We start from the raw sequence: 26,265 nt of genomic DNA, 5'->3' as shown, positions 1-26,265 counted from the left end.
AGGAGCGCTCCATGGTCGAAGATGTTGAACTGAATCGCCTCTACTGGCACAGCCGCCGCGGCATGCTTGAGCTTGACGTGTTGCTGGTGCCGTTTGTCAAAGAGGTTTATCCGCACCTCAACGAGGTTGATCGCGCCTGCTACGTCAGGTTGCTCGAATGCGAAGATCAGGACATGTTCGGCTGGTTCATGGAACGCGCCGAATCGGAAGACCCGGAGCTTCAACGCATGGTCCGCATGATTCTGGACCGTGTTCAGCCCAAGTAACGGTTTCGAATGCCGCTGGCATGCCTCACGGCAGTTGCTGGCGGCGTATCTGTTGGCCCAGCTGTTCGCGCTGGGTTCGCTTTATCTTCTCTCTATTCCACTTTGGGCCAGTCTGCTCGGCGCCTTTTGCTGCCTGCTGCACGCCGTTTGGGCATTGCCACGCCAGATTCTGCTGACCCACGCGCAGGCCTTTCGCGGCTTGCGTCGCGATGCCGATGGCTGGCAGTTGTGGAGCCGGGCGGCGGGATGGCAAGCGGTGCAGCTTCGTCCGGACAGCATCGCGCTGCCTTTGGTGGTGTTGCTGCGGGTTCGTCTGCAGGGTGAGCGTCGCATCCGGTCTGTTTGCGTGCCCCGGGATTCGCAGGCGGCGGATCTGCACCGACGCCTGCGGGTTCGACTCAAGTTCAGCCGGCGTAGGTGGACGGCACCAGAATAGTGTCCAGCGCGACCGGCAGCATCTTCGGATAGTCCAGCGTGTAATGCAGGCCACGACTTTCCTTGCGTTCCATGGCTGAGCGAATCATCAACTCGGCCACCTGGGCCAGGTTGCGCAATTCGATCAAGTCCCGGCTGACCTTGTAGTTGCTGTAGAACTCGTCGATTTCATCCAGCAGCAGACGCACCCGGTGCTGGGCCCGTTGCAGGCGCTTGTTGGTGCGCACGATACCCACGTAATCCCACATGAATCGCCGTAGTTCATCCCAGTTGTGCGCAATGATCACGTCCTCATCGGAGTCGGTCACCTGGCTCGCGTCCCAGACCGGCAGGTCGGCGGGGGCCGAAACGTTCGGCAATTGCTCCAGGATGTCCGCCGCCGCTGAGCGCGCATACACGAAGCACTCCAGCAGCGAGTTACTGGCCATGCGGTTGGCACCATGCAGGCCGGTAAAGCTGGTCTCGCCAATCGCATACAGCCCTGGCACGTCGGTGCGACCTTGCTGGTCGACCATCACGCCGCCACAGGTGTAGTGCGCCGCGGGAACCACCGGAATGGGTTGCTTGGTGATGTCGATGGAAAACTCGAGGCAGCGCTCGTACACGGTCGGGAAGTGCGTCTTGATGAAATCTTCGGACTTGTGGCTGATGTCCAGATAGACACAATCGATGCCAAGCCTTTTCATTTCATGGTCGATCGCCCGGGCGACGATGTCCCGTGGCGCCAGTTCGGCCCGTGGATCGAAGCGCTGCATGAAACGCTCGCCATTGGGCAGTTTCAGGTGTGCACCTTCGCCGCGCAGGGCTTCGGTGATCAGGAAACTCTTGGCTTGCGGGTGATACAGGCACGTTGGGTGGAACTGGTTGAACTCCAGGTTCGCCACCCGGCAGCCGGAACGCCAGGCCATGGCGATGCCGTCACCGCAGGCACCGTCGGGGTTGCTGGTATAGAGATAGACTTTGGCCGCGCCGCCGGAGGCAAGAATCACGAAGCGTGCGCCGTAGGTGTCGACTTCGCCGGTGCCGCGATTGAGCACGTAGGCGCCCAGGCAGCGATCGCCTTCGAGGCCCAGGCGTTTTTCGGTGATCAGATCGACGGCTACCCGCTGTTCGAGCAACTCGATGTTCGGCCGTTGCTTGGCCTGGGCGAGCAGCGTCCTGAAAATCGCAGCGCCCGTGGCATCGGCGGCATGGATGATGCGCCGGTGGCTGTGACCGCCTTCGCGAGTCAGGTGAAACTCGAATCCGCCATCTTCAGTGCCTGATTGCTCATCGCGGGTAAATGGCACGCCCTGATCGATCAGCCATTGAATCGCTTCCTTACTGTGTTCGACGGTAAAGCGCACGGCGTCCTCATGGCACAGGCCGCCGCCAGCATTAAGGGTGTCATCGACGTGGGACTCGACGGTGTCGGTGTCGTCGAGTACCGCGGCAACACCGCCTTGCGCCCAGAAGGTCGAGCCATTGGCGAGGTCGCCTTTGCTCAGTACGGCGATGCGCAAATGACCGGGCAAGGTCAGCGCAAGGCTCAAGCCGGCAGCGCCGCTGCCAATTACCAGAACATCGTGTTGAAACTGTTGGCTCATTTCAGGATTCCGCTCAAAGCGACCCGGGTCGGGGTAGGCGCCAGACATCTGGACAGGCGAGTCAGGCAGCCGCGCAGCCCACTAGTATATAGAGAGGGGGAGCGGCACAATACCCGTGCCTATATGGCATTGTGAAACTACCGTGACAGAAAAGACTTGACGCTTCGTCGGATGTTTTTTCAGTCGATTCGGCGACAAGTGAACTGTATCGCGGATTTAACAGTCTTTTTCCATTCACAGTCGCACAATGTCGGTTCGGCACGGCTATAAATATTTGGAACTTTTGCCAAAGGCCCAAGATCAATAGACGGTTGCCTGAATCAAGGGACAGTGTCGGCTTCAGCGCAGGATCAGCAGTTGGATCCTTGCCAGCGAATCCGATGACAAGATTATTTGCGCAGCCGGGTCATCTCGCGCTGCGCTTTTCGTGCGTGCCGAATCAGTGCCCGCAGGAAACTTGCCTGGAGGGGGAGAACTTTTGCGAAAAGCCCGAGTCTATGTTTGCAAGTCCGGTCGTTTAGTTATGCAAGCCTCCTTCGAGCTTATCGAGGAGTGTTCATGCTAACCCAGGAAGAGGATCAGCAACTGGTCGAGCGCGTTCAGCGTGGCGACAAGCGTGCTTTCGATCTGCTAGTGCTGAAGTACCAGCACAAAATTCTCGGGTTGATCGTGCGTTTTGTGCACGACACCCATGAAGCCCAGGACGTGGCACAGGAAGCCTTTATCAAGGCGTACCGTGCACTTGGAAATTTTCGCGGGGACAGTGCGTTTTACACGTGGCTTTACCGCATCGCCATCAACACGGCGAAAAACTATCTGGTTTCACGCGGCCGTCGGCCGCCGGATAGCGATGTCAGTTCCGAGGATGCAGAGTTCTACGATGGCGATCATGGCCTCAAGGATCTCGAGTCGCCAGAACGAGCTTTGCTGCGGGATGAGATCGAAGGCACCGTCCATCGAACCATTCAGCAACTGCCAGAAGATTTGCGTACGGCTTTAACTTTACGTGAATTCGATGGTCTGAGTTACGAGGACATTGCGAGCGTTATGCAATGCCCGGTCGGTACCGTGCGCTCCCGGATTTTCCGCGCCCGGGAGGCCATCGATAAAGCCCTGCAGCCATTGTTGCAGGAAAACTGAAGACAGCGGCGACAGCCAAGAGAGGAACGCCATGAGTCGTGAAGCCCTGCAGGAATCGCTGTCCGCAGTGATGGATAACGAAGCGGACGAGTTGGAATTGCGTCGGGTACTGAATGCCTGTGACGATGTTGAAACCCGTGAAACCTGGGCTCGTTATCAAATCGCTCGGGCAGTGATGCACAAGGATCTGCTGCTTCCACGCCTGGATATCGCTGCGGCCGTATCCGCCGCTCTGGCTGATGAAGCCGTGCCGGCTAAAGCCTCCCGCGGACCATGGCGCAGCCTGGGTCGTCTGGCTGTAGCGGCTTCGGTAACCCTTGCCGTACTGGCGGGTGTTCGTCTGTACAATCAGGACGAGATCGCAGGCGTCGAGCTGGCTCAGCAATCCAGTCAGCAGAACCTGATTGCTCCTCAAGTTAAAGGCCCAGCCGTTTTGGCAGGCTACAATGAGAGTTCGGAAGCTACTGGTCCCATGGCCAATGGCGTACTGCAAGGTCAACCAGGCTGGCACGATCAGCGTCTGCCGGGCTACTTGCGTCAACATGCTCAACAGGCTGCAATGAAAGGTACCGAGAGCGCTCTGCCTTACGCTCGTGCAGCAAGCCTGGAAAACCGTTAAGGAGGATCATGCGCGCCATACCTCTACTTACGCTTCTGCTGGGTGGCTGGTTCGTTGTTCCAGCCCACGCCGATGAAGCCCAGGACTGGTTGACCCGTCTTGGTCAGGCCGAGCAGCAGCACAGCTTTCAGGGTACTTTTGTCTACGAGCGTAACGGTAGTTTTTCTACCCATAAGATCTGGCACCGCGTCCAGGAGGGCAAGGTCCACGAACGCCTGCTCCAGCAGGATGGCTCCGCGCAGGAAGTTGTCCGCATTGACGGGCATACTCAATGCGTCAGCGGCATCCTGATAGCCGGGCTGGGGGATTCCCCGAACTCTCCCGCTCGAGCCCTCGATCCTCAAAAGCTCAAGAATTGGTATGACCTTGCTGTCATCGGCAAGTCGCGCGTGGCCGGTCGACCGGCGGTGATCGTTTCACTGACGCCTCGTGATCAACACCGCTATGGTTTTGAACTGCATCTGGATAAAGAAACCGGCCTGCCTCTCAAGTCATTGCTACTGAATGACAAAGGACAGTTGCTGGAACGATTCCAGTTTACGCAACTGGATACCGCCGATGTCCCTTCTGACGCCGAGTTGCAGCCAGGCGCAGATTGCAAGGTGGTCAACCTCGAGAGTGACAAGGCTTCCTCAGTGAAGGCGGCTCAAACCTGGCATTCGGACTGGTTGCCACCCGGTTTCGAATTGATCAGCAGCTCGGCCCGCAAGGATCCGGAAACCAAAACCCAGGTCAACAGCTTGATGTATGACGATGGGCTGGCGCGTTTTTCGGTGTTCCTGGAGCCGTTGAACGGCGCGACAGTCACTGACACCCGTACGCAGCTGGGACCCACCGTTGCCGTTTCCCGAAGCCTGACCACCCCGCAAGGCGGAATGATGGTCACGGTCGTCGGCGAAATTCCGGTCGGCACTGCTGAGCGGATTGCGCTTTCCATGCGCAGTGACGCCGCCGCAACCAAGCAGTGAGCCGGGATCGAAATGTTTCGTGAACATTTCAATTTGCAAAATCCAGTGAATTTTTCTTAAGTCAGAGCCCTCGGCTCTGGCCTTGTTTGTTGTTCCCGGAACAAAAATACCGGCGTATCTTTCTCGGTGTTCCTTGATCCATATCGCTTAACCATGCTCGTCGTAACGGGAGCCGTATGTCGATACCACGCTTGAAGTCTTACCTCTCCATTTTTGCCACCGTGCTGGTGCTCGGTCAGGCGGTCGCTGCTCAAGCGGTCGAATTGCCTGATTTCACGCAGCTGGTCGAACAGGCATCGCCTGCGGTGGTCAACATCAGTACCACGCAAAAACTGCCGGACCGCAAAGTGTCGATCCAGGATATGCCTGATCTGGAAGGCTTGCCGCCGGCGCTTCGCGAGTTCTTCGAGCGGGGCATGCCGCAGCAGCCTCGTTCACCGCGGGGCGATCGTCAGCGTGAAGCCCAATCCCTGGGTTCGGGTTTCATCATTTCGCCTGATGGCTACATCCTCACCAACAATCATGTGATCGCCGATGCCGACGAAATTCTCGTGCGTCTGTCCGACCGCAGCGAAATGAAAGCCAAACTGGTCGGTACCGACCCGCGTTCCGACGTGGCGCTGCTGAAAATCGAAGGCAAGGATCTGCCGGTCTTGAAACTGGGCAAGTCCCAGGATTTGAAGGCTGGCCAGTGGGTCGTGGCAATCGGTTCGCCATTCGGCTTTGACCATACCGTGACCCAAGGTATCGTCAGCGCCGTCGGTCGTAGCCTGCCAAACGAAAACTACGTGCCGTTCATCCAGACCGACGTGCCGATCAACCCGGGCAACTCCGGTGGTCCGCTGTTCAACCTCAACGGTGAAGTGGTCGGGATCAACTCGCAGATCTATACCCGTTCCGGCGGCTTCATGGGCGTTTCGTTCGCAATCCCTATCGATGTGGCCATGGACGTTTCCAATCAGCTGAAAAGCGGCGGCAAAGTGAGCCGCGGCTGGTTGGGTGTCGTGATTCAGGAAGTGAACAAGGATCTGGCCGAGTCGTTCGGTCTGGAGAAACCGGCCGGTGCGCTGGTTGCTCAGATCCAGGATGACGGCCCGGCTGCCAAGGGTGGCCTGCAAGTCGGTGACGTTATCCTGAGCATGAACGGTCAACCGATCGTCATGTCTGCCGATCTGCCGCACCTTGTGGGCGCATTGAAAGCTGGCTCCAAGGCTAAGCTGGAGGTGATTCGCGACGGTAAGCGCCAGAACGTCGAGCTGACTGTCGGCGCCATTCCTGAGGAAGGCAAGGAGCTGGACAGCCTGCCCAAATCGAGCATTGAGCGCAGCAGTAATCGCCTGGGTGTTTCCGTGGTTGAGCTGACGGATGAGCAGAAAAAAACCTTCGACCTCAAAGGCGGCGTGGTGATCAAGGAAGTCCAGGAGGGTCCTGCTTCGATGATTGGCTTGCAGCCAGGAGACGTCATTACTCACCTGAACAATCAGGCCATCGAATCGACCAAGCAATTCACCGAGATCGCGAAGTCGTTGCCGAAAAACCGTTCGGTGTCGATGCGGGTTCTGCGTCAAGGTCGCGCCAGCTTCATCACCTTCAAACTGGCTGAATAATCCGGTTGTAAACTGAATGAAAAACCGCCTCGAAAGAGGCGGTTTTTTTGTGTCTGAAATTTATCGGACACTCAGCCCATCATGTCCTTGATCATGCGTTCCTGCTCCATCAGCTCACGCTGGCGCGCATCGATGCGTGACGACAGCGGGAAGTTGCTGCCAGCCTTGCGCTTGGCAAAATCCAGTTGCTGGATGGCCTGTTTATAGTCGCCTACAAGCGCGAAATACTCGGCGCGTGCCTGATGCAGACCGATGATGTTGCCTGACAGACCGCGCGTCTCGGCAACCTGATACCACACGTCCGGATCATCCGGTCGCGACTTGAGCAGGCCTTCGAGTGCCTTTTCGGCATCGGCGGCACGGTTCTGCTTCAGCAACAGGTCGACGCGCACCTGATTCAGCGGGTAATTGCCTGGGTATTGCGTCAGCATGCGGTCAACCCGGGTTTGAGCGTCCGGCAGGCGGTTGTTGGTGATGTCCAGATCGACTTGAGCGAGATTGTAGATGATCTCGTTCGGCGACTTCGCCAGCAGTGGCTTGAGATTTTCCCGTGCTTCGTTCAATTGGCCGCCCTTGATCTGGGCGATGGCCAGGCCGTAGCGAGCGACATCGCTTTTCGGATTTTCATCCAGCTCGGCGCGGAAACGCTTGGCACCCAAGCCCGGGGTTTCTTCATAGAACAACTGGACCCGTGCGCGAATCAGTTGATAGCGCAGGCTGTCTTCGATACCGCCCTTCGGTGCCTGTTCGGCACGGTTGCGGGTGTCGGCGATCCGCGATTCGGTGACCGGGTGAGTCAGCAGGAATTCCGGTGGCTTGGCGTCATAACGATACTGACGCCCCAAGCGCTCGAACATGGTCGGCATCGAGCGCGGGTCGTAGCCGGCTTTTTCCAGATTGAGGATGCCGATACGGTCGGCTTCCTGCTCGTTCTGGCGCGAAAACCGGCGCTGTTCCTGAATCGCTGCCGCCTGCGTACCCGCAATGGCCGCGATACCGGCGTCGCCGGCACCGGCCGCAGCAATCACGATACCTGCCAGCAGGGCGGCCATCATGGGGACTTGCATGCGCTGTTGGGCTTCGACGCCACGGGCAAAGTGACGTTGTGACAAGTGAGCCAATTCGTGAGCCAGTACCGAGGCGTATTCACCTTCGGTCTGGGCGTTGAGGAACAGGCCGCCGTTCACCCCGACAATCCCCCCCGGGGCGGCGAAGGCGTTGAGCTGGGGGCTGTTGATCAGGATGAACTCCAGGCGCCGGTCATTGACCTGGCTGGTCTCGACCAGTCGGTAAACGCTGGATTCCACGTAGTCTTTGAGCTGCGGGTCGTTGAGCTGCGACACCTGGCTGCGCAACAGTGCCAGCCATGCACGGCCCAACTGGTATTCCTGCTGCGGCGAGACAATGGCAGAGCTGGCGTCGCCGAGTGACGGCAGGTCGTCGGCGAAGCCTGGCGAGGCAAGCAGGCAAGCAAGCGTCAGCAGGGTAGGGCGCAAAAAAGTCATGCACAAAGCCTTAGTCGACAAAGACCTTACTGTAGCCGGACACCAGCGCCGCGACCAGATATTCTAGGCAGCTCGACCATCTGACCAGGAGTGATGCAATGACCGACGCTGTAGCCCATGACGTTGAACTGGACGCCAGTGGCTTGAATTGCCCGTTGCCGTTGCTCAAGGCCAAGATGGAACTCAACCGGATGGCCAGTGGCGCAGTGCTCAAGGTGATTGCCACCGATGCGGGTTCACAGCGCGACTTCCGCACCTTTGCCCGATTGGCCGGTCATACGTTGCTTCGCGAAGAGGATGAAGCGGGCGTTTACCAGTACTGGTTGAAAAAAGCCTGAAACCTGCTGTGTTTGTTCTTAAGGATTACTAATGTTCAAGGTGTTGCGCGACTGGATTCAGCGCTATTTCTCCGATGAAGAAGCCGTGGTTCTGGCCGTCCTGCTGTTCCTGGCGTTCACCGCCGTGCTCACGCTGGGCGGCATGCTTGCGCCGGTGCTGGCCGGGATGGTGCTGGCCTACTTGATGCAGGGCCTGGTGGTGACCCTCGAACGCCTTCGTATACCTGGTGGGGTTGCGGTGGGTTTGGTCTTTGCGTTGTTCATGGGAGTGCTGCTGGTGTTCATCGTGGTTGTGGTGCCGTTGCTCTGGCATCAGTTGATCACGCTGTTCAACGAGTTGCCCGGAATGCTCGCCAAGTGGCAGTCACTGTTGTTGCTGCTACCGGAACGCTATCCGCATCTGGTATCTGACGAACAGGTGCTGCAGGCGATTGAGGTGGCGCGGGGCGAGATTGGCAAGTTCGGCCAGTGGGCGCTGACGTTCTCGCTGTCGAGCCTGCCGCTGCTGGTCAATATCATGATCTATCTGGTGTTGGTGCCGATTCTGGTGTTTTTCTTTCTCAAGGACCGGGAAATGATTGGTTTGTGGGTGCGCGGTTACTTGCCTCGTGAGCGTGCGTTGATCACCCGTGTCGCCCACGAGATGAACCGGCAAATCGCCAACTACATTCGCGGCAAGGTCATCGAAATCGTCATCTGCGGTGGCGCGACCTACATCGGTTTCGTCGTGCTGGGGCTCAACTACGCGGCGCTGCTGGCGCTGTTGGTGGGTGTTTCGGTGGTGGTGCCCTATGTCGGGGCCGTGGTGGTCACCGTGCCGGTGCTGCTGATTGCGCTGTTCCAGTGGGGCTGGAGCGATCAGTTCATCTATTTGATGGCGGTCTACGGCATCATCCAGGTCCTGGATGGAAACGTGCTGGTGCCGTTGTTGTTTTCGGAGGCGGTCAACCTGCACCCGGTGGCGATCATTTGCGCGGTGCTGTTGTTTGGTGGCCTGTGGGGCTTCTGGGGGGTGTTCTTTGCGATTCCCCTGGCGACCCTGTTCAAGGCTGTGCTGGATGCCTGGCCGCGCAAGGAGCCTGTGGTGGCGCCCCTGCTTTAATGGCCGAATATTCTGTTGGCGCCAAGGCGCTTCCGCTGGTTTAACAGTGAAAGCGCCGGCGCCGGCGTCAAACAATCAAGCCTTGTTCAGCGCCTGGGCAGCGGCCAAAACCGCATCAACATGCCCCGGCACCTTCACGCCACGCCATTCCTGGCGCAACACACCGTTCTTGTCGATCAGGAACGTGCTGCGATCCACGCCCATGTATTCCTTGCCGTAGAGCTTTTTCAGCTTGATCACGTCGAACTGCTGGCAAAGCGCTTCTTCCTTGTCACTGATCAGCTCGAAGGTGAATGCCTGTTTGGCCTTGAAGTTCTCATGGGATTTGAGGCTGTCACGGGATACGCCGAAGACCTCGGTGTTCGCCGCTTTAAAGGCGTCCAGTTGATCGCGAAAGCCCTGGCCCTGGGTGGTGCAGCCCGGCGTGCTGTCCTTCGGGTAGAAGTAGATCACCACCTGCTTGCCTTTGAGGGCTGCGAGGCTGACGGTCTGTCCGCCGGTGGCGGGTGCTTCGAAGTCGGCAACCGGTTGGTCGATGGCAACGGCCATGAGAGCTTCCTTACATTGGGTTTTGTGGGCGCCACGGTTCGATCAGGGCATCCAGGTTCAGCGCGTCGGCGAAGTCCAGGAATTGATCGCGCAACCAACTGATCTGCACGCCGGCCGGCAAAGTCACGGTAAACGTGGCGTTGAGCATGGTGCCGCCGGTCTGCGGAGCCTGATAGGTGTCGCAAGTCAGGTTTTCCAGCTCGACGTTGTGGTCCATGAAGAACTGGCACAACTCGTTGACGATGTCCGAGCGGTAGGCCGAGCTGACGTATGCAACGTAAGGCAGGGCCTGTGGACGATTCTCCAGGGCTGCGCTGCGCACTACATTGACGGTGAACGCGTGCCGTTTCGCCAGCACGGGCAGGCTGCCTTCCAGGCGTGCCAGGGCGTCCCAGCTGCCGGAGACTTCGAGGATCAGCGCACTGCACTCGCCGTGGCGTGTCAGGCGTGAAGTAACCACGGCGCAGCGATTTTCATGGCTGGCGCGGCACAGGACGTTAGTCAGCTCCATGGGGTTGGCGCCAAGGGCACTGATGACAAGGAATTGTTCGCGAACTGTGGGGGTGGACATGCAGCATTCCTAAAGCGATGAGCGGTCAATACTTCTGTCGGCTTGTTTTAGCAGGGCGAGCCAGCGGATGCGAATTCAGAAAGCCCGAGGCACAGGTTGCAACGTGCTCCACAATGGCAAGAGCGAGGGGCCGCAACGCTGGATTGGGGCTTGTGATGCCGAAAATGGAGGCTTAAACCCGACGTACGAGCTTGTCAGTATCGATCAAAGTCTGAAGGGTAGCGAAAAGCGACGCTCAGGGGAATGGCAGCAGCGCAGTACTTCGCTTGTACAAGCATCTTGGCGCCAGTACCATTACCGCTCTCTTTTTCCGGCAGGAGCGGTTGCATGATTGCGGGCAGTATGGTGGCACTGGTCACACCCATGGATGCACAGGGTCGTCTCGACTGGGACAGTCTGAGCAAACTGGTGGACTTTCACCTGCAAAACGGCACCCACGCCATCGTGGCGGTCGGTACAACAGGTGAGTCGGCCACTCTTGATGTGAGCGAACACATCGAAGTCATCCGTCGCGTAGTGAAGCAGGTCAATGGCCGCATTCCGGTGATCGCCGGTACCGGCGCCAACTCGACCCGTGAAGCCATCGAGCTGACCACCAACGCGAAGACCGCCGGCGCCGATGCCTGCCTGCTGGTCACTCCGTACTATAACAAGCCGACCCAGGAAGGCTTGTACCAGCACTTCAAGGCAATCGCCGAAGCCGTCGATATCCCGCAGATCCTCTATAACGTGCCCGGACGTACCGCTTGCGACATGCAGGCTGAAACCGTGATCCGTCTGTCGACCGTCAAGAACATCATCGGCATCAAGGAAGCCACCGGCGACCTCAAGCGTGCCAAAGCCATCATCGACGGTGTCAGCAGCGATTTCCTGGTGCTCTCCGGTGACGATGCCACCGCAGTCGAGCTGATCCTGCTGGGCGGCAAGGGCAATATTTCGGTCACTGCCAACGTTGCACCGCGCGAAATGGCCGACCTGTGCATCGCCGCGCTGAATGGCGAGGCCGACAAGGCGCGCGCCATCCATGAAAAGCTGATGCCGCTCAATAAAACCCTGTTTATCGAATCCAACCCTATCCCCGTGAAATGGGCGCTGCATGAGATGGGCCTGATGCCGGAAGGCATCCGTCTGCCGCTCACCTGGCTCAGCGCCGAATGTCACGAACCGCTGCGGCAGGCCATGCGCCAGTCCGGCGTTCTGGTTTAATTGAGGAAGCATTACGCATGAAGCGATTGGCCGGACTTTCCGCACTTGCCTTGATCATCTCCAGCACCAGTGGCTGTGGATGGATCTGGGGCCCGGAAGGTTATTTCCGTGACCGTGGTAGCGATTACCTGCAAGCGCAACAGACTGCACCGATGCAACTGCCGCCGGATATCAGCACTTCCAAGCGTCTGGATCCGCTGTTGCCGATCCCGCGTAACGTAGCGGACGACACCGCCAAGGGCGAATACATCGTGCCTCGGCCGCAACCGTTGTCGGCCATTGCCGATGCCAGCGCCTACTCCCTGCAGAAGAGCGGTGACTCGCACTGGATCCTGGCACAGAATCCGCCGGCCGAAGCCTGGCCAGTGGCCGTGCAGTTCTTCCAGGACAACGGTTTCCGTCTGGACGAGCAGCGCCCGCAGACCGGCGAGTTCACCACGACCTGGCAACACTCTGACGAACTGTCCGCCGCCATGGCCAAGCGCCTGAGCGCAGCCGGTGTCGGCACCGACAGCGAAATCCGTGCCCGTGTGCGTATCGAACCGGGCGTGCAACGCAACACCAGTGAAGTCTACGTGGTCACCGCCGAGCGTCCTGCCGGCAGCACCGCCGACGTCGCCTTCACCAACCGTTCGGTCAATACTGGCCTGGACGCGGCACTGGTCGACGACATGCTCGCGAGCATGAGCCGCATCTCGGAGAAGGGCGGTTCGGTCTCCATGCTGGCCTCCCGTGACTTCGACACGCCAAGCCGTGTCAGCCTGAGCGTTGATGGCAGCGGCAACCCTGTCCTGAACGTCGGTTCGGACCTGGACCGTGCCTGGTCGAGCGTCGGTCGTGCGTTGGAACAGGGCGAATGGCGCGTTGAAGACATCAACCGCAGCCTGGGCCTGTACTACATCAACCTGGCGGAAAAAGCCGAGAAGAAGGACGACAAGCCAGGTTTCTTCAGTGGTCTGTTCGGCAGCAAGCCAGACAAGGAACAGCTTGAAGCCCGTGCCGAGCGTTATCAGGTTCGCCTGAGCAAGGTGGGCGACAGTGTTCAGGTCACCGTCGAGAAAAACATCAATACTGTGGCGCCTGCTGATGTAGCGCGCAAAGTGTTGAGCGTGATTCAGGACAACCTGGGCTGATCACATGCGTTTTGCCGTTCTCGGCAGCGGTAGCCAAGGGAACGGCACGCTGATAGCCAGTGCTGATACGTACGTGCTGGTGGATTGTGGTTTCTCCCTGCGGGAAACCGAAAAACGCCTGCTGCGCCTGGGTGTGAACCCTGCGCAGCTGAGCGCGATACTCGTGACCCACGAACATGCCGACCACGTGCATGGCGTGGGTTTGCTGTCTCGGCGCTACAATCTGCCTGTCTACCTCAGTCGCGGGACCTTGCGCGGGATGCGCAAGCCGATTGAACCCGCGGGCTTCCTGGCGGATGGCGAACAACTGCAAGTCGGCGACTTGAGCATCGGTGTCATTGCCGTGGCCCATGATGCGCAGGAACCGACGCAATACGTGTTCAGCGACGGTCAGCGACGCTTCGGCCTGTTGACCGACCTGGGCTCGTACTGCAACAAGGTGCTGGACGGCTATCGGGATCTCGATGCGTTGATGATCGAGGCCAACCACTGCCGTGACATGCTGGCTCGCGGTCACTACCCGTACTTTCTGAAGCAGCGGGTAGGCGGCGAACTGGGACATTTGAACAACCATCAGGCGGCATTTCTGGTGGCCGAGTTGGGCTGGAAAGACCTGCAACACCTGGTCCTGGCCCACCTGAGCAGCAAGAACAACTTGCCGCAGCTGGCCCGGCAATGTTTTGTCGACACCCTTGGGTGCGACCCGGACTGGCTGCAACTGGCCGATCAAGATTCAGGGCTCGACTGGCGACACATCGCCTAGCCCATCTACTTACCAAGCGGAGCCCATCATGGAAAAACGTGAAGAACTCTACCGCGGCAAAGCCAAGTCGGTTTACAAGACCGACGACGCTAACCGTTTGATCCTGCTGTTTCGCAACGACACTTCGGCGTTCGACGGCAAGCGCATCGAGCAGCTCGACCGCAAAGGCATGGTGAACAACAAGTTCAACGCCTTCATCATGCAGAAACTCGAAGCAGCCGGCGTGCCGACCCAGTTCGACAAACTGCTGAGCGACAACGAGTGCCTGGTCAAGAAGCTGGACATGATCCCGGTCGAGTGCGTCGTGCGTAACTACGCCGCTGGCAGCCTGGTCAAGCGCCTGGGCGTGGAAGAGGGCATGAAGCTCAACCCTTACACCTTCGAACTGTTCCTGAAGGACGACGCCAAGGGCGACCCGTTCATCAACGAATCCCACGTCGTGGCGTTCGGTTGGGGGACGGCTGAGCAACTGGTTCGGATGAAAGAACTGTCGCTCAAGGTCAACGAAGTGCTGAGCAAGTTGTTCGACGACGCAGGTCTGCTGCTGGTCGACTTCAAACTCGAATTCGGCGTGTTCCACGACGGCACCATCGTCCTGGGCGACGAATTCAGCCCGGACGGCTGCCGTCTGTGGGACAAGGCGACCGGCAAGAAAATGGACAAGGACCGCTTCCGTCAGGGCCTCGGTGACGTCATCGAAGCCTACGAAGAAGTCGCCAATCGTCTGGGTGTACCGCTTTAATCGACGCAAGCATCTGATAGCACGGAAAAATTTCGCTTAGGGGGTTCGCTTCCGGCGAAAGTGTTGTTATGATGCGCGCCGTTGGAGAGATGCCAGAGTGGCCGAATGGGACGGATTCGAAATCCGTTGTACCTTCACCGGTACCTAGGGTTCGAATCCCTATCTCTCCGCCATACCTTTACGAAAAAGCCCTGATTATTCAGGGCTTTTTCGTTTCTGCGTTTCTGAAAAAAATCTCGGCCCATTACCCTGGATGGCGCAGTGTTTTTCGATCAAAGGCGGATGTCTGTTGTCGCCGACACCAAATTGATCCAGTCACCGAGATGCCACTGACCCTGTCCTATTTTTACGAATTCTGCAGTCTCCCCTCCAGGCATCCGAGACGGGAAGGAATAGTGATGAGTTTCATGGCAGGTGGAAAATCCATGGGATCGGTTTCGCCATTGATTTGAATCAATAAAACGCCAAGGACTGTGTTGTAAACAGCGCATCAACCTTGTGGGGATGCAGTTTGATGAACGATTCCAGCCAGACAACCCGAATTATCTGCAACGACCTTGAACTAGCCGATCAATTGCGCCAATTGCTGGTTCATATAGCACCGGATTGCGAAGTGCTGAGCGTTCCGAGTCATTGCAGTGCCGTGCCGTTTTGCCGCTGGCTCGGTGAGGCGCAATTGGCGTCAGCCGGGCTGGTGCAGGCTGCTTTGTTGGATGCGACCGAGGTTTTGGAGCAGACTCGACACGCCTTCAAATCTCGCGAACTGGGGCTGCTACGGCGGCGCCTGGTTGCATTGCTGGATAAATTGTCAGACAGTACAGAATGATGTAAATATGCCATTAGTAGGTTCCGCCTAATGCGGGAACCGGCTTTGCCGTGCAGGACAATGGGCCTGAAAGACGAAGCGCCGTGACACCCGTTCTTGACCAGAACGCGGTGTCGCGGCGTTTTTTTTTGTTAACAGAAAGGAATCTTTACAACACAGGGGGCTGCGAATGAAGGTGACAAAAGATCTGGAGGAGTTGCTCAGGCGTATCCGTCTCGATCACGAAGAAGTTGTCGAACGCTTTCGCTTTCTCGACTGGAGTGCCGAAGATGCCGAGCGACTCGGTGCAGCAGCTCAGCACATGGCCCCGGCTCAGCAGGCTTTCGTCGATCATTTGTACCGTCACCTGGCGAACTTCTCCACGCCGTCTGCGTTACTTCGTGCGCCGGAGGTCACCGCACGTTTGAAGCTCAGCCAGGTCGAGTATTACCAGTGTTTGTGGGGCGGGCCCTACGATGACACCTACGTCAACGGTCGTCTGCGCATCGGCGTGATTCACCAACAAGTCGGCCTGGAGTTGAAGTGGTACCTCGGTAGCTACCGTCTTTACCTGGACGACATGCTTAAAAGCGTGTTCGGCGACAGTCAAAACGCCACGCTCTATTCGAGTCTGTTGAAGGCGGTGTTCTTCGACATGACCTTGGCCATCGACACCTACAGCGCGGCTCAGCACAAGGCTCTGGAGGATAGTGAGGCTCGCTTCGCCCGTGCGCTGCGCGGTGCCAACGACGGAATCTGGGATTGGCATGTCGATCAGGATCGGCTGTACGTTTCAGAGCGCTGGGCCAGCATGCTCGACCTCAGCCGCGACAGCATCGGCGAGAGCAGTGCCAGTTGGTTCGGTCGCGTGCATCCGGACGACCTGCCGGAGTTTCGCCAGGCCATCGATGCCCACATACAAGGGCAGACACCTTCTCTCCATCACGAGTACCGCATCCGCCAAAACAACGGTGGCTATATTTGGGTACTGGTGCGAGGGGTCGCCGAAGTCACGACAGCAGGCCAGCTACGCATGGCTGGCTCACAGTCGGATATCAGTGCACGCAAGGACGCCGAGCAGCGGCTCAATCATGCCGCCCACCATGATCCGCTGACCGGCCTTGCCAACCGTTTGCGCCTTGACGAGCAAATGCAGAAAACCTTCATGACGCGGCGCAAGGGAGGTGCTCACGAGGCGCTGCTGTTCATCGACCTCGACCGCTTCAAGTTGATCAACGATAGCCTCGGTCACAACGTCGGTGATCGTGTGCTGGTAGAAGTGGCACAGCGCTTGAGAGACGCTCTGCGCCCCAGCGATCAGCTATTCCGCTTCGGCGGAGATGAATTCATCGTATTGCTTCATGAACTCTCCTGCGAACGCGACGCCGAGCAAATATCCCAACGCATTCTCGACAACCTGCATCAGCCGCTGCACATGGACGGTCGTGTCCTGGTGGTCAGCGCCAGTATCGGCATCGCCCCATTGCACGATCACGGCAAAGCGCTGGATGTCTTGCAGGCCGCCGACCTTGCCCTCTACAGAGCCAAGTCTGCCGGCAAGGCGCGGTTCGCCCACTACAGCGAAGCGTTGCAAGACACCGCACAGCACCATCTGGAACTGGAGTCCGCCCTGGGCCAGGCGCTGCAACACAATGAATTCGAACTGCACTACCAGCCGATCTATCGTCTTGAGCAGGGGGCGCCCCTCATGTCCGGGGTCGAAGCGCTGGTGCGGTGGCGTCATGGCGAACGCTTGATCTCGCCACTGGAGTTCATCCCGGCGCTGGAAGAGTCGGGGGAAATCATCCGCGTCGGCGAATGGGTATTGCGCCAGGCCTGCCAACAGACCCGCCTGTGGCAACTGGCCGGACATGGCCATCTGCGCTGTTCGGTGAACATTTCCAGCCTTCAGTTGCAACAGGCCGACTTCATCCTCCGGGTGATCGACATCCTGCGTGAAAGCGGCCTGCCACCAGCCAGCCTGATCCTGGAGATTACTGAAAGCCAACTGATGCATGACGATCTGGACACATTGGCCTGTCTGAACGAATTGGCCAGCCTTGGCGTGTTGTTGGCGCTGGACGATTTTGGCACCGGTTACTCCTCGCTCGGTTATCTCACCCGTTTTCCACTGCACATCCTCAAGCTGGATAAAAGCTTCATCGGCGGCATCCCGTCCGACAACAAACAGAGCTCGATCAGTCAGGCGATCATCGGCCTCGGCCGTAGTCTTGGCCTGGAGGTCGTGGCCGAGGGCATCGAGAGCCCGGCACAACTCGACTTTGTGGTCAGTGAAGGCTGCCACTACGCCCAAGGCTACTGGTTTAGCCGACCACGACCTGCTGCGCAGATGCAACGGTTGTTCAGCGGGGAAGACTGTTTCGAGGGGCTTGGATGTCCATTGCTGTAAGCACGGCAGGCACCCAGCGTTATCCATCAGCTAAGGAGGCAAATAATGAAAATCAATCTTCCGGTCAGTGGTCGTGCTGTCGAGTTCAGCGTCAATGCGAACATTCTTTCAACAACCAACCCCAAGGGCGCCATCACATACGTCAATCAGGATTTCATCAACATCAGCGGTTTCAGTGAGGCCGAGTTGCTCGGCGTCAATCACAACATCGTGCGTCACCCGGATATGCCGCCAGAGGCTTTTGAACACCTTTGGCAAACCCTCAAGGCCGGACGCTCGTGGATGGGCCTTGTAAAAAATCGCTGTAAGAACGGTGATCACTACTGGGTCAGCGCCTACGTCACGCCGATGCAGCGCAATGGTGAAACAGTGGAATACCAATCGGTTCGTACGTGCCCACCGAAAGCACTGGCAGACGCCGCCGAACAACTCTATGCGCAGTTACGCAGCGGTAAAAAAACACACTGCCTGTCTCTGTCACGACTGTCCGTTGGCATGCGCCTGGCGCTTGCTGGCACTGCGCTGAATCTGCTCGGTTTTACCGTTCTAGGCTGGTTGGGCGCCCTGTCCTGGAACCATGCAGCTATCGCAGCGCCGTTATTCAGCTTGCTGATCGGCGGCATGCTGCGCTATAGCCTGCATCCCCTCGATGTCCTTGCCCGAAAAGCCAAAAATATCGCCGATAATCCCCTGAGCCAGATGCTGTACAGCGGCCGTCGCGATCAATTTGGACAGATCGATTTCACCTTGCAAATGCTCGAAGCCGAGACGCGGGCAGTGGTCGGACGCATTGCCGACTCGGCCCATCAGTTGAACAAAGAAGCCGAAGAGCTCGTCGCCGCAGTGGACAATAACAACAGCGTGACCTTACTGCAGCAAGGGGAAACTGCCCAAGTGGCCAGCGCCATAACCCAGATGGCCAGCAGTGTGCAGGAAGTGGCGCGCAACGCTCAGCTCACCGCCAGCGCGGCGAGCCTGGCCAATCAAGAAACCGACCGAGGTCGAGAACTGGTCGAGCAAACCTGCCAACACATCGATAGCCTCGCCAGCGAGGTGCAGCAGACCAGTGCGGTGATTTACCAATTGGAACAACATAGCCAGGAAATCAACCGCGTCCTCGAGGTCATCCAAAGCATCGCCGAACAGACAAACCTGCTCGCCCTCAACGCCGCTATCGAGGCCGCTCGCGCCGGCGAGGCCGGGCGCGGTTTCGCCGTGGTCGCCGACGAGGTGCGCGGGCTGGCTTCGCGCACCCAGCAATCCACCGCGCAAATCCAGGGAACCATCGATACCCTGCGGCGCTCCACGGGTGACGCCGTGGTCGCGATGCAACGCAGCCACAGCAAGGCCGAAACCAGTGTTGAACAGGCACTGTTTGCCGCCCGGGCGCTGGATGGAATCACCCAGCGAGTCGGTGAAATCAGCGACATGAGCGTGCAAATAGCCGCCGCCGTGGAAGAGCAGAGCTCGGTGGGTGACAGTATCCAGTGCAACCTGACAGGTATCAGTCAAGCCACTCAAAGCAACGTGCTTGCCAGTAACCAGAGTCGAACGACTGCTGCCCATGTCGCCCAACTGGCCGAGCGCCTTCAGTTGCTGGCGGCGCAATTCTGGGGGCGTTAACGTAATGAATGACGGGTTCGAGAAGCGCGATCCGGTTTCAAGCTGAATAGGCGGTCGTGATCAGCCCAGCGTTTCCGACCGAAGGCGCTGTCTGTTCGAAAAGGTTGCCAAGCACCGGCACATTGCCCTATGTATAGTGGCCATATTGCATCCTCTGGGCAGTCTTCATGAGTTACCGGTGCCCGTTGTGGGTAATACCTTTCATCTTTTTGTTCTCACTGCAGGTCAAGGCTGATACGCAAACATTGCGTGTACTTGCCTGGCCTGGGTATGCCGACGGTGACATCGTTGCGGCCTTCGAAAAACGCTATGGCGTTAAAGTCGAAGTCACCATGGTGGGCAGCGATGAAGTGCTTCGAAGCAAGATGACGGAAAACCGGGGCGGTGATTTCGATGTGATTGCTGCCAATACGGCGGAAGTCCATTACTACGCCGACCAAGGGTTACTGCAACCGCTTCGCCCGGAGCGGATTGCCAATACTGTTCGCCAGCTCCCGCGGTTTCGCGATTATTCAAGAATCCCCGATGTAGTGGTCGACGGTCGCATCTACGCCGTTCCCTATGTCTGGTCGGACATGGGCCTGATCTATGATCGAAAGCAGTTCAGTCAGCCACCCGACTCGATCACCAGCATGTGGGACCCGAAGTTTCAGGGCAGTGTGCTGGCATTCAATACAAGCAACCATAATTTTTCCCTGGCCAGCCTGTCTTTGGGTGGCGATCCGTTTCGGATAAAGGCTGCCGATTTTGCCCGTGTGTCCGAGCATTTGGTTGCTCTGCGCCGCAATGTCCTGACGTTCTATTCGCTACCGGAGGAGGCTGCCGAACTTTTTCGTTCGCATAACGTGGCACTTTTGTTTGCCAACTACGGGCGTCAGCAACTCAAGCAGCTACGAGATGCGGGGATCGACGTGGGTTATGCGATCCCGCGTGAAGGCGCGCTGGCCTGGCTCGACTGCTGGGCAATCAGTCGTGGTGCGCGGGATCCGGTACTGGCCAGCGTCTGGATCAATTACATGCTCGAGCCTGAGGTCAGTCACCTCCTCACTGAACGTCAGGGGCTCCCTAATACACTGCAGGAGCCGAACGAGGGCGGCTCCACATACCGCTTGATCTGGCTGCGTCCCGTTGAGAACGACAATCGCCGCGCCGAGCTTTGGCAACGTATCGTGTCGGGCGAACGTCCGCCGTTGGAGCCGCGATGAGGTTCGGTATCGCCTTTAAACTTGGCTGCCTGATGGCTGTTTTCGGCATGTTGCCCACGGCTCTCGCGGGGTACTACATCTATAACAGCAGTCGCGAGTTACTGCTTCAGGCTGCCGAGCGCGATTTGCAAACCGCGGTTCAAGTGCTCGGGCGTAATCTTCAGGGCAGTTTGCACAATATCTCTCTGGATGCCGCTGTGTTGACTCATGGTCCGCAGGTTCGCCAGTTGGCGAATATCAACGACCCTGCGCAACGTAGTCACGTGCAGGATGACCTGGCTGCATTGTTCCGCGCGATGTTGCTGGCGCATCCTGACTACATGCAGATTCGTTTGATCAGCGCCTCCGACCATGGACTGGAATGGGTGCGCCAGGATCGGGACGGCAATCGTATCGTCAGGGTCAGTGGTGCCGATCTGCAAGAGAAGGGGCATTTTGCCTATGTGTTCGAGGCGTTGAAGTTGGCTCCGGGCGATGTACGCATTTCGCCTATTGTCATCAATCGCGAGCAAGGCGCGCATTCCGGGTTGGGCAAACCGACGTTGCATGTTTCGACGCCTGTGGCGGACCCCGACGGAAAAGTCTTCGCACTGCTGGTCATCAATGTCGATCTCGACCAGCTGTTCAGCCAACTGCAAAGCGATTTGCCGGATGAATATCAGGTCTATCTCAGTAATCGTTGGGGCGATTTATTGATTCATCCCGATCATCGGCGGACGTTCGGTTTCGACCAGGGCCGCCGGCTGTTTCTGCAAGATGAGTTTTCTGAAGTGTCCCGGCTTCTCGATACGAGCGGCCCCAATAGCTTGATCAGTCGTAGCGTCGAACAACATCAACAAGATGGTTTGGTTGCGGCTTTTGTGCGGCTTGCCAACAACGGCAAAACCTCTGAGCCTTTTATTATTCTTGGCTTGGGGCAACTGCAGAGTCATGTGCTGGCGCAAGCCTCGCGTGCCGGTGGCTATATCGCTCAAATTGCCGTGTTTTTCAGTCTGCTGGCACTGCTGGTAGCGTTCATTGTGTCCCGGGCGCTGATTCGTCCGCTGCGCAACATGACCGAAGCGGTCGAGTTGTTTTCCCGGGAACGGAAGATCAGCGAGCTGCCGCCTCGACAAGACGAGTTGGGTGTATTGGCGCGCAGTTTCCGTGCGATGAAACAGGAAATTCTCACCCAGCTCGAGGACCTCACCCACAGTCGCGCTGCGTTCGAACACCTGGCCCGCCATGATTCGCTGACTGGGCTGCCCAATCGGCGGATGTGTTTCGAACGATTGGAGCAGGCCTTGATCAGTGCACGACAGAGCGGTCAGAAAATGGCTTTGCTGTTTGTCGATCTGGATCATTTCAAGGAGGTGAATGATCAGTGGGGTCACCGCTTTGGCGACCAGGTCCTGCAGGCGGTGGCCAAGCTGCTCGGTTCAGTCAGTGAGGCCCGCGACAACGTCGCACGCTTGGGAGGAGACGAGTTCGTGATGTTCTTTGAGGATGTTCAGGATCCTCGGAAAATAGTCGCGTTACTGGAAAAACTGCATGTCTGCTTTCAGCTGCCGCTTTTGATCGATGGAAAAGGGGTGAACGTCCATGCCAGCATGGGCGTGAGCATGTTTCCACGCGACGGCAACGACATTGGGACTCTGATCCAGCATGCCGATCATGCGATGTATAAAGCAAAGAGTGCGGGCAAAAACAGGTACTCCTTTGAAGTGATGGGTGAAAACTGACAGAGAAGTGGGTGCCTGGGCAGGGTCGCTGTTTTTCTGTATGAATAAGCCATTTAGACGTCTGAAAGTTTACCGGGCCTGGTCGTTGTTATTCCCCGCATCCGTGTGATTTTTATCGATAGAAGGTCACCCGTTTCTTCGCAATATTTACTGGCTTTTGTTTGCCTTTATATCCTGGATCGCTCCTCTACTCTGTCGGCGCAGGTCAGTTTCCTGTCGTCATTAATAACCGCAAGGAGCGAGTATGTATTTTGAGATTTACAGGCAAACCCGTGGCACCGTTCTGACTGGCAAAGGCCAATGGCGCTGGCGTTTGAGGGCGGGTAATCATGAAACGATTGCCAGCGGGGAGGCTTACATCAACAAGTCGGATTGTCTGCATGCCATCGGTTTGATCAAAGGCACCTGCGAACAGACGCCGGTCAAGGAGATCTAGACGTCAAACATGAAGCTGCCCATGCAGGGCAGCTTCGTTTCAGCCGGGCGATTTAACCCCGGACTGTAAGACAAGACCGTGAAGGCCTTTATATTTAACGCAAGTAGTCAGGTGATTCTCTCTAGTCGCATAGACGCCGATTGTGGCATCTCCCTAAACTGTCGACAGTGCATGGGCGCAGGGGCAATGGATGAATCGCAACGAACTACGCAAGGCCGACATCAATCTGATGGTGGTGTTTGAAACGCTGATGATCGAACGCAATGTCACCAAGGTGGCGAAGAAGCTGTTTCTCGGCCAGCCAACCATCAGTTCGGCGCTCAACCGCTTGCGTGCGATGTTCAACGATCCGTTGTTCATTCGTGTCGGTCATCGCATGGAACCGACCGCACGGGCTGAAGAGATCTTTCGATACCTGTCGCCAGCGCTGGATTCGTTGTCGGTGGCGTTGAGTCTGACCCACGATTTTGACCCCGGTAGCAGCACCATGACCTTTCGGATCGGCATGTCGGACGATGTCGAGTTCGGTCTGCTGCCGTCGCTTCTGCGCGCATTGCGCCAGGAAGCGCCGAAAGTGGTGTTCGTGGTGCAGAATGTCGATGCCTGGCGAATTCCCGATTTGCTGGCGTCCGGCGATGTCACGGTCGGTATCACTCAGACGCGTGGCCTGCCGGCCAATGCCAAACGCAAGCTGCTGCGGCGCATCCAACCCTGCGTGTTGCGTGCCGATGCTTCCGATACGCCTCTGACCCTCGATGAATACTGCTCGCGTCCCCATGTGCTGGTGTCCCCCGTCGCCAACGTCAGTGGCTTCGCCGATGAGTGGCTGGCGCAAATCGGTCGTACACGCCAAGTGGTGCTTTCGGTGCCGCAGTACAGCTCCTTGCCTGCATTGCTCGCCGGGACCGATCTGATTACCAGTCTGCCCGATTACGCAGCGCAGGCCATGGCAGCGACCGGGCAGTTGTTCATGGAACCCTTTCCGTTCAACACCCCGACCCTGGAGCTGTCCATGGTTTGGCTCAGTCATGCCGACACCGACCCCGCCGAACGCTGGTTGCGCTCGCGCCTGGAGTCGTTCATGGGCGAGCGCAATTTGTTGTCGCTACCGCAGTGAGCAAGACCGCTCTGTGTTATATCTACGTCCTTTGCGCCGACCTACAGGAGTAACGTCATGCCTCATCTGCACCTGGAATACACCGCCAACCTGCCCGAGCTGAACGCCGATGTGGCATTGATTCGGCTTAACAATGCGCTGGTGGCGTCCGGTCAGTTCGGTGCCGAGTTCGACATCAAGAGTCGCGCGGTGAAGGTCGAGACATTCAAGGTCGGTACTGCCATGGCCGAGCGGGCGTTCGTGCACGTGAAGCTGGCACTCTTGAGCGGGCGCTCGCCGCAGATCAAGCAGCAACTGTCCGAAAGCCTGCTCGCAGTGGTGAAAGATCTATGTGAATGGCCGGCGGGCGTTGAAGTCCAGTTATGTGTGGAAATCCTCGACATCGACCGCGAGTCCTACGCGAAGACCGCCATTGGCGTCTGAGTTTCAGGCCCCTTGCGGATCGGTGCAGGCCATGATCACTTGTTCGCGCAACCAGGCGTTGGCGCTGTCCTGATCGACCCTTTGACTCCACTGCATGTCGAGCGTGAAGCCCGGTAGACCCTCCGGCGCTTCACGGTGATTGAAGGCTGCTTCATCGGCCAGCAGTTGCTGGATGCGCCGGGGCAACGTCAGGATGAGGTCAGTGCCTGTGATCATTTTCAGTGCCGCGCTGTAGCTATTGGCCCGCGCCACAATGTGTCGTTTCCGCGCCTGCTGCGCCAGCCAGCCATCGACCATATTGGTGGTGGACATCCATGGCGTCGGGAACACATGGCGACGCTGGACGAACGCTTGCAGGCTCAAGCGCGGTTCCACTGGCGTGGCGCAGGTGTCGAAGACGCAGACCAGATCATCTTCCAGTAGCGTGCGCGCATTCAAGTCGCCGTGACTGCGATGAAAGTTCGGGCCGAAACCAATCACCAGATCAAGGCTGCCATCGCGCAGTGCCTCGGCCGGGATATCGGTTTCGAACTTGTGCATGTTGATCATCACCGGAAGGTCGGCGAAAGCGAAGTTCTTCAACAGACGCGGCAGGATCAACTGCTCGAAATATTCCGGTGCGCAAATGTTGAAGGTCGCCGGTTGCAAGGCTGGATTGAACGCGGGTGCCCCGGCGTGACACAGATTGATGCTTTCGAGGATCTTCAGCACATGAGGGTACATGTGGCTGGCCTTGAATGTGGGGCGCATGCCGCTACGGGTATTGATGAACAGCTCGTCGGCGAACCCGGTGCGCAGTTTTTTCAGGCAATAACTGACGGTGGACTGGCTGACACACAAGGCCTCGGACACCCCGGTGACGCTGTTTTGCTCGTATACGGCGACGAACACCATGAGGTCCTGCATGTCGAGCTTTCTTAGCACGTTGCTGTTGAGCATTCCTTGCCTCTCGCGGCTCGTCGGGCGCTGCGGGTGCGCAAACCGGTGCGAGCGATCCTAGCGCAACGAACGAGCAAGGAGAACGTCCGGCAAGTATTCAACGGCCAGCGCTTACAGGTGTCGTGCGTCGGCTGGACCTTAATAAGGCAAGCATGCCTGCCCCGACCATCACTGCGCCCAGTGCTTCCAGGGGCAACGGTGACTGACGCCCCCAGAGCCAGTGAAACAGGGTAATGAACAGCGTGCTCAGATAAATGTAGGCAATGACCGAGGACGGAGCGATCACGCCAATGGCTCGATGCAATAACCAGAATGTCGCCAGGGTGGCAAACAGTGCCAGGTACATCAGCCAGTAGAAATCCGTCGTCGTCAGCAATGACATTGAACGCCAGCCGCCGCTGAACCCACAGAACGTCAACAGGAACAGCGCGCCGAACAGCATGTTCCAGAAAGTCATGGCCACGGGGCCGCGCCCCTTGAGGCTACGGGTTTTGAGTCGCTGGCTGAGGGGCGAGTAGAGCGCCATTGCCAGGCAACCGACGCCATACACCGACAGCGCGTACAGCGAAGGCAGCTCGCCGGGGCCCGTGCCTTTCATCACCAGGAGCGCGGCGCCGGAAGCGGCGATCAGCATTGGCCACAGTCGTTGTTTGAGGTTGCTGTCGGGCATGAGCATCGCCTCGAAACCCAGGGTCAGCAGCGGCACCAGGGTAAACATCGTTCCGGTGTTGACGGCCGAGGTATAACGCAGCGCCTCGAACAGCGAACCGAAATACACCGCCAGCAACAAGCCGAGTACGCAGTGGCCAAACAGCCCGCGAGCGGTCATCACGCTATCGCCCTTGAACAGCAGCAGGGGGAGAAATGCCAGTGCACAAAACAACAGGCGCAAACCGGTGAGCAGGATCGGGTCTATGGCCTGGCTGACCTGCGCCGCAGCGGAAAACGACGCGGCGATCAACACCGCCCAAAACAGCATGCCGGCATGAGCGAAAGCGAATCCGGAGGGTTTCATGATGGGCTCCGAGTCAATCAAAGTGTTGGCTGTAGTGCAGT

The 26,265-nt window shown here is 58.0% G+C and carries 26 protein-coding genes, 1 tRNA gene and 1 pseudogene; 22 read left to right on the top strand and 6 right to left on the bottom strand.

The genetic code is table 11. The annotated features are described in order from the left end of the window. Positions 1-11: 11 nt before the first annotated feature. On the top strand, positions 12-266 hold the full coding sequence (locus tag ACX3YF_RS30920; protein WP_007898624.1) for an FAD assembly factor SdhE: 255 nt from the start codon (positions 12-14) through the stop codon (positions 264-266). Then, the gene (locus tag ACX3YF_RS30915; RefSeq protein WP_448645979.1) at positions 250-702 is read left to right on the top strand and encodes a protein YgfX; all 453 of its coding nucleotides are present in this window, start codon (positions 250-252) and stop codon (positions 700-702) included. The genes ACX3YF_RS30920 and ACX3YF_RS30915 overlap by 17 nt, the downstream gene beginning before the upstream one ends. On the opposite strand, the gene nadB is transcribed toward ACX3YF_RS30915, so the two are convergent. After that, positions 671-2,287 carry an L-aspartate oxidase gene (nadB, locus tag ACX3YF_RS30910; protein WP_130208608.1) on the bottom strand — a complete coding sequence of 539 codons (1,617 nt, stop codon included), beginning with the start codon at positions 2,285-2,287 and terminating at the stop codon, positions 671-673. The genes ACX3YF_RS30915 and nadB overlap by 32 nt on opposite strands. A gap of 558 nt (positions 2,288-2,845) precedes the next feature. Here nadB and rpoE point away from each other — a divergent pair. The 4 genes from rpoE (at position 2,846) to ACX3YF_RS30890 (ending at position 6,621) form a co-directional block, all read left to right on the top strand. Further along, positions 2,846-3,427, top strand: a complete 582-nt coding sequence (gene rpoE / locus ACX3YF_RS30905; protein WP_003172477.1) for an RNA polymerase sigma factor RpoE — start codon at positions 2,846-2,848, stop codon at positions 3,425-3,427. A 31-nt stretch (positions 3,428-3,458) separates the two neighbouring features. Continuing rightward, the gene (locus ACX3YF_RS30900; protein WP_130208606.1) at positions 3,459-4,046 is read left to right on the top strand and encodes a sigma-E factor negative regulatory protein; all 588 of its coding nucleotides are present in this window, start codon (positions 3,459-3,461) and stop codon (positions 4,044-4,046) included. An 8-nt stretch (positions 4,047-4,054) separates the two neighbouring features. Continuing rightward, on the top strand, positions 4,055-5,014 hold the full coding sequence (locus tag ACX3YF_RS30895; protein WP_458974816.1) for a MucB/RseB C-terminal domain-containing protein: 960 nt from the start codon (positions 4,055-4,057) through the stop codon (positions 5,012-5,014). 176 nt (positions 5,015-5,190) lie between these two features. Then, the gene (locus ACX3YF_RS30890; RefSeq protein WP_130208602.1) at positions 5,191-6,621 is read left to right on the top strand and encodes a DegQ family serine endoprotease; all 1,431 of its coding nucleotides are present in this window, start codon (positions 5,191-5,193) and stop codon (positions 6,619-6,621) included. 71 nt (positions 6,622-6,692) lie between these two features. Here the strand turns inward: ACX3YF_RS30890 and ACX3YF_RS30885 are convergent, their stop codons facing one another. Continuing rightward, positions 6,693-8,126 carry a M48 family metalloprotease gene (locus ACX3YF_RS30885; RefSeq protein ID WP_458974815.1) on the bottom strand — a complete coding sequence of 478 codons (1,434 nt, stop codon included), beginning with the start codon at positions 8,124-8,126 and terminating at the stop codon, positions 6,693-6,695. A 98-nt stretch (positions 8,127-8,224) separates the two neighbouring features. Here ACX3YF_RS30885 and ACX3YF_RS30880 point away from each other — a divergent pair, with 98 nt between their 5' ends. Next, positions 8,225-8,464 (top strand): sulfurtransferase TusA family protein, encoded by a 240-nt coding sequence (locus ACX3YF_RS30880; RefSeq protein ID WP_090317445.1) that lies wholly within the window; start codon positions 8,225-8,227, stop codon positions 8,462-8,464. A gap of 31 nt (positions 8,465-8,495) precedes the next feature. Then, positions 8,496-9,566 (top strand): AI-2E family transporter, encoded by a 1,071-nt coding sequence (locus ACX3YF_RS30875; protein ID WP_130208600.1) that lies wholly within the window; start codon positions 8,496-8,498, stop codon positions 9,564-9,566. 75 nt (positions 9,567-9,641) lie between these two features. Here ACX3YF_RS30875 and ACX3YF_RS30870 read toward each other — a convergent pair whose 3' ends face one another. Continuing rightward, positions 9,642-10,115, bottom strand: coding sequence for a peroxiredoxin (locus ACX3YF_RS30870; RefSeq protein WP_130208598.1), 474 nt, complete (start codon positions 10,113-10,115; stop codon positions 9,642-9,644). Positions 10,116-10,125: 10 nt separating this feature from the next. After that, positions 10,126-10,686, bottom strand: coding sequence for a glycine cleavage system transcriptional repressor (locus ACX3YF_RS30865; RefSeq protein WP_047526789.1), 561 nt, complete (start codon positions 10,684-10,686; stop codon positions 10,126-10,128). 327 nt (positions 10,687-11,013) lie between these two features. Here ACX3YF_RS30865 and dapA point away from each other — a divergent pair, with 327 nt between their 5' ends. The 14 genes and pseudogenes from dapA to ACX3YF_RS30795 all read left to right on the top strand — a co-directional run bounded on the left by dapA (position 11,014) and on the right by ACX3YF_RS30795 (position 24,270). Then, positions 11,014-11,892, top strand: coding sequence for a 4-hydroxy-tetrahydrodipicolinate synthase (dapA, locus tag ACX3YF_RS30860; protein WP_130208596.1), 879 nt, complete (start codon positions 11,014-11,016; stop codon positions 11,890-11,892). 17 nt (positions 11,893-11,909) lie between these two features. After that, positions 11,910-13,025 (top strand): outer membrane protein assembly factor BamC, encoded by a 1,116-nt coding sequence (bamC, locus tag ACX3YF_RS30855; RefSeq protein WP_130208594.1) that lies wholly within the window; start codon positions 11,910-11,912, stop codon positions 13,023-13,025. Positions 13,026-13,029: 4 nt separating this feature from the next. After that, positions 13,030-13,788: an MBL fold metallo-hydrolase gene (locus ACX3YF_RS30850; RefSeq protein WP_047526792.1), complete on the top strand. Its 759-nt coding sequence runs from the start codon at positions 13,030-13,032 to the stop codon at positions 13,786-13,788. Positions 13,789-13,816: 28 nt separating this feature from the next. Further along, entirely contained in the window at positions 13,817-14,530 is a 714-nt protein-coding gene (purC, locus tag ACX3YF_RS30845; RefSeq protein ID WP_090467683.1) for a phosphoribosylaminoimidazolesuccinocarboxamide synthase, read from the top strand. 83 nt (positions 14,531-14,613) lie between these two features. Further along, positions 14,614-14,703: transfer RNA gene (locus ACX3YF_RS30840), tRNA-Ser, on the top strand. Positions 14,704-15,044: 341 nt separating this feature from the next. Continuing rightward, positions 15,045-15,356: a hypothetical protein gene (locus tag ACX3YF_RS30835; RefSeq protein ID WP_458974814.1), complete on the top strand. Its 312-nt coding sequence runs from the start codon at positions 15,045-15,047 to the stop codon at positions 15,354-15,356. A gap of 169 nt (positions 15,357-15,525) precedes the next feature. Next, complete coding sequence (locus tag ACX3YF_RS30830; protein ID WP_458974813.1) at positions 15,526-17,745, top strand: EAL domain-containing protein; 2,220 nt, start codon at positions 15,526-15,528, stop codon at positions 17,743-17,745. Between the two features lie 45 nt (positions 17,746-17,790). Further along, positions 17,791-18,120 (top strand): annotated as a pseudogene (locus tag ACX3YF_RS30825) (PAS domain-containing protein); the annotation flags it as partial. Beyond that, positions 18,094-19,368, top strand: a complete 1,275-nt coding sequence (locus tag ACX3YF_RS30820; RefSeq protein WP_458974877.1) for a methyl-accepting chemotaxis protein — start codon at positions 18,094-18,096, stop codon at positions 19,366-19,368. The pseudogene ACX3YF_RS30825 and the gene ACX3YF_RS30820, both read left to right, overlap by 27 nt. Before the next feature lie 167 nt (positions 19,369-19,535). Next, positions 19,536-20,573 carry an ABC transporter substrate-binding protein gene (locus ACX3YF_RS30815; protein WP_458974812.1) on the top strand — a complete coding sequence of 346 codons (1,038 nt, stop codon included), beginning with the start codon at positions 19,536-19,538 and terminating at the stop codon, positions 20,571-20,573. Then, on the top strand, positions 20,570-22,294 hold the full coding sequence (locus ACX3YF_RS30810; protein WP_448646034.1) for a diguanylate cyclase domain-containing protein: 1,725 nt from the start codon (positions 20,570-20,572) through the stop codon (positions 22,292-22,294). Before ACX3YF_RS30815 ends, ACX3YF_RS30810 begins: the two co-directional genes overlap by 4 nt. A 244-nt stretch (positions 22,295-22,538) precedes the next feature. Continuing rightward, positions 22,539-22,730: a YegP family protein gene (locus tag ACX3YF_RS30805; protein ID WP_130208582.1), complete on the top strand. Its 192-nt coding sequence runs from the start codon at positions 22,539-22,541 to the stop codon at positions 22,728-22,730. Between the two features lie 190 nt (positions 22,731-22,920). Further along, the gene (locus tag ACX3YF_RS30800; protein ID WP_448646035.1) at positions 22,921-23,847 is read left to right on the top strand and encodes a LysR family transcriptional regulator; all 927 of its coding nucleotides are present in this window, start codon (positions 22,921-22,923) and stop codon (positions 23,845-23,847) included. A 57-nt stretch (positions 23,848-23,904) separates the two neighbouring features. Then, entirely contained in the window at positions 23,905-24,270 is a 366-nt protein-coding gene (locus tag ACX3YF_RS30795; RefSeq protein ID WP_130208578.1) for a 5-carboxymethyl-2-hydroxymuconate Delta-isomerase, read from the top strand. A 3-nt stretch (positions 24,271-24,273) separates the two neighbouring features. On the opposite strand, the gene ACX3YF_RS30790 is transcribed toward ACX3YF_RS30795, so the two are convergent. Continuing rightward, on the bottom strand, positions 24,274-25,209 hold the full coding sequence (locus ACX3YF_RS30790) for a LysR family transcriptional regulator (protein WP_458974811.1): 936 nt from the start codon (positions 25,207-25,209) through the stop codon (positions 24,274-24,276). 97 nt (positions 25,210-25,306) lie between these two features. Next, positions 25,307-26,224 (bottom strand): DMT family transporter, encoded by a 918-nt coding sequence (locus ACX3YF_RS30785; protein ID WP_130208574.1) that lies wholly within the window; start codon positions 26,222-26,224, stop codon positions 25,307-25,309. Between the last annotated feature and the right edge of the window lie 41 nt (positions 26,225-26,265).

The sequence above is a fragment of the Pseudomonas fluorescens group sp. PF-69 genome (assembly GCF_054481235.1).
This window is presented reverse-complemented; position numbering and strand designations above follow the sequence as displayed.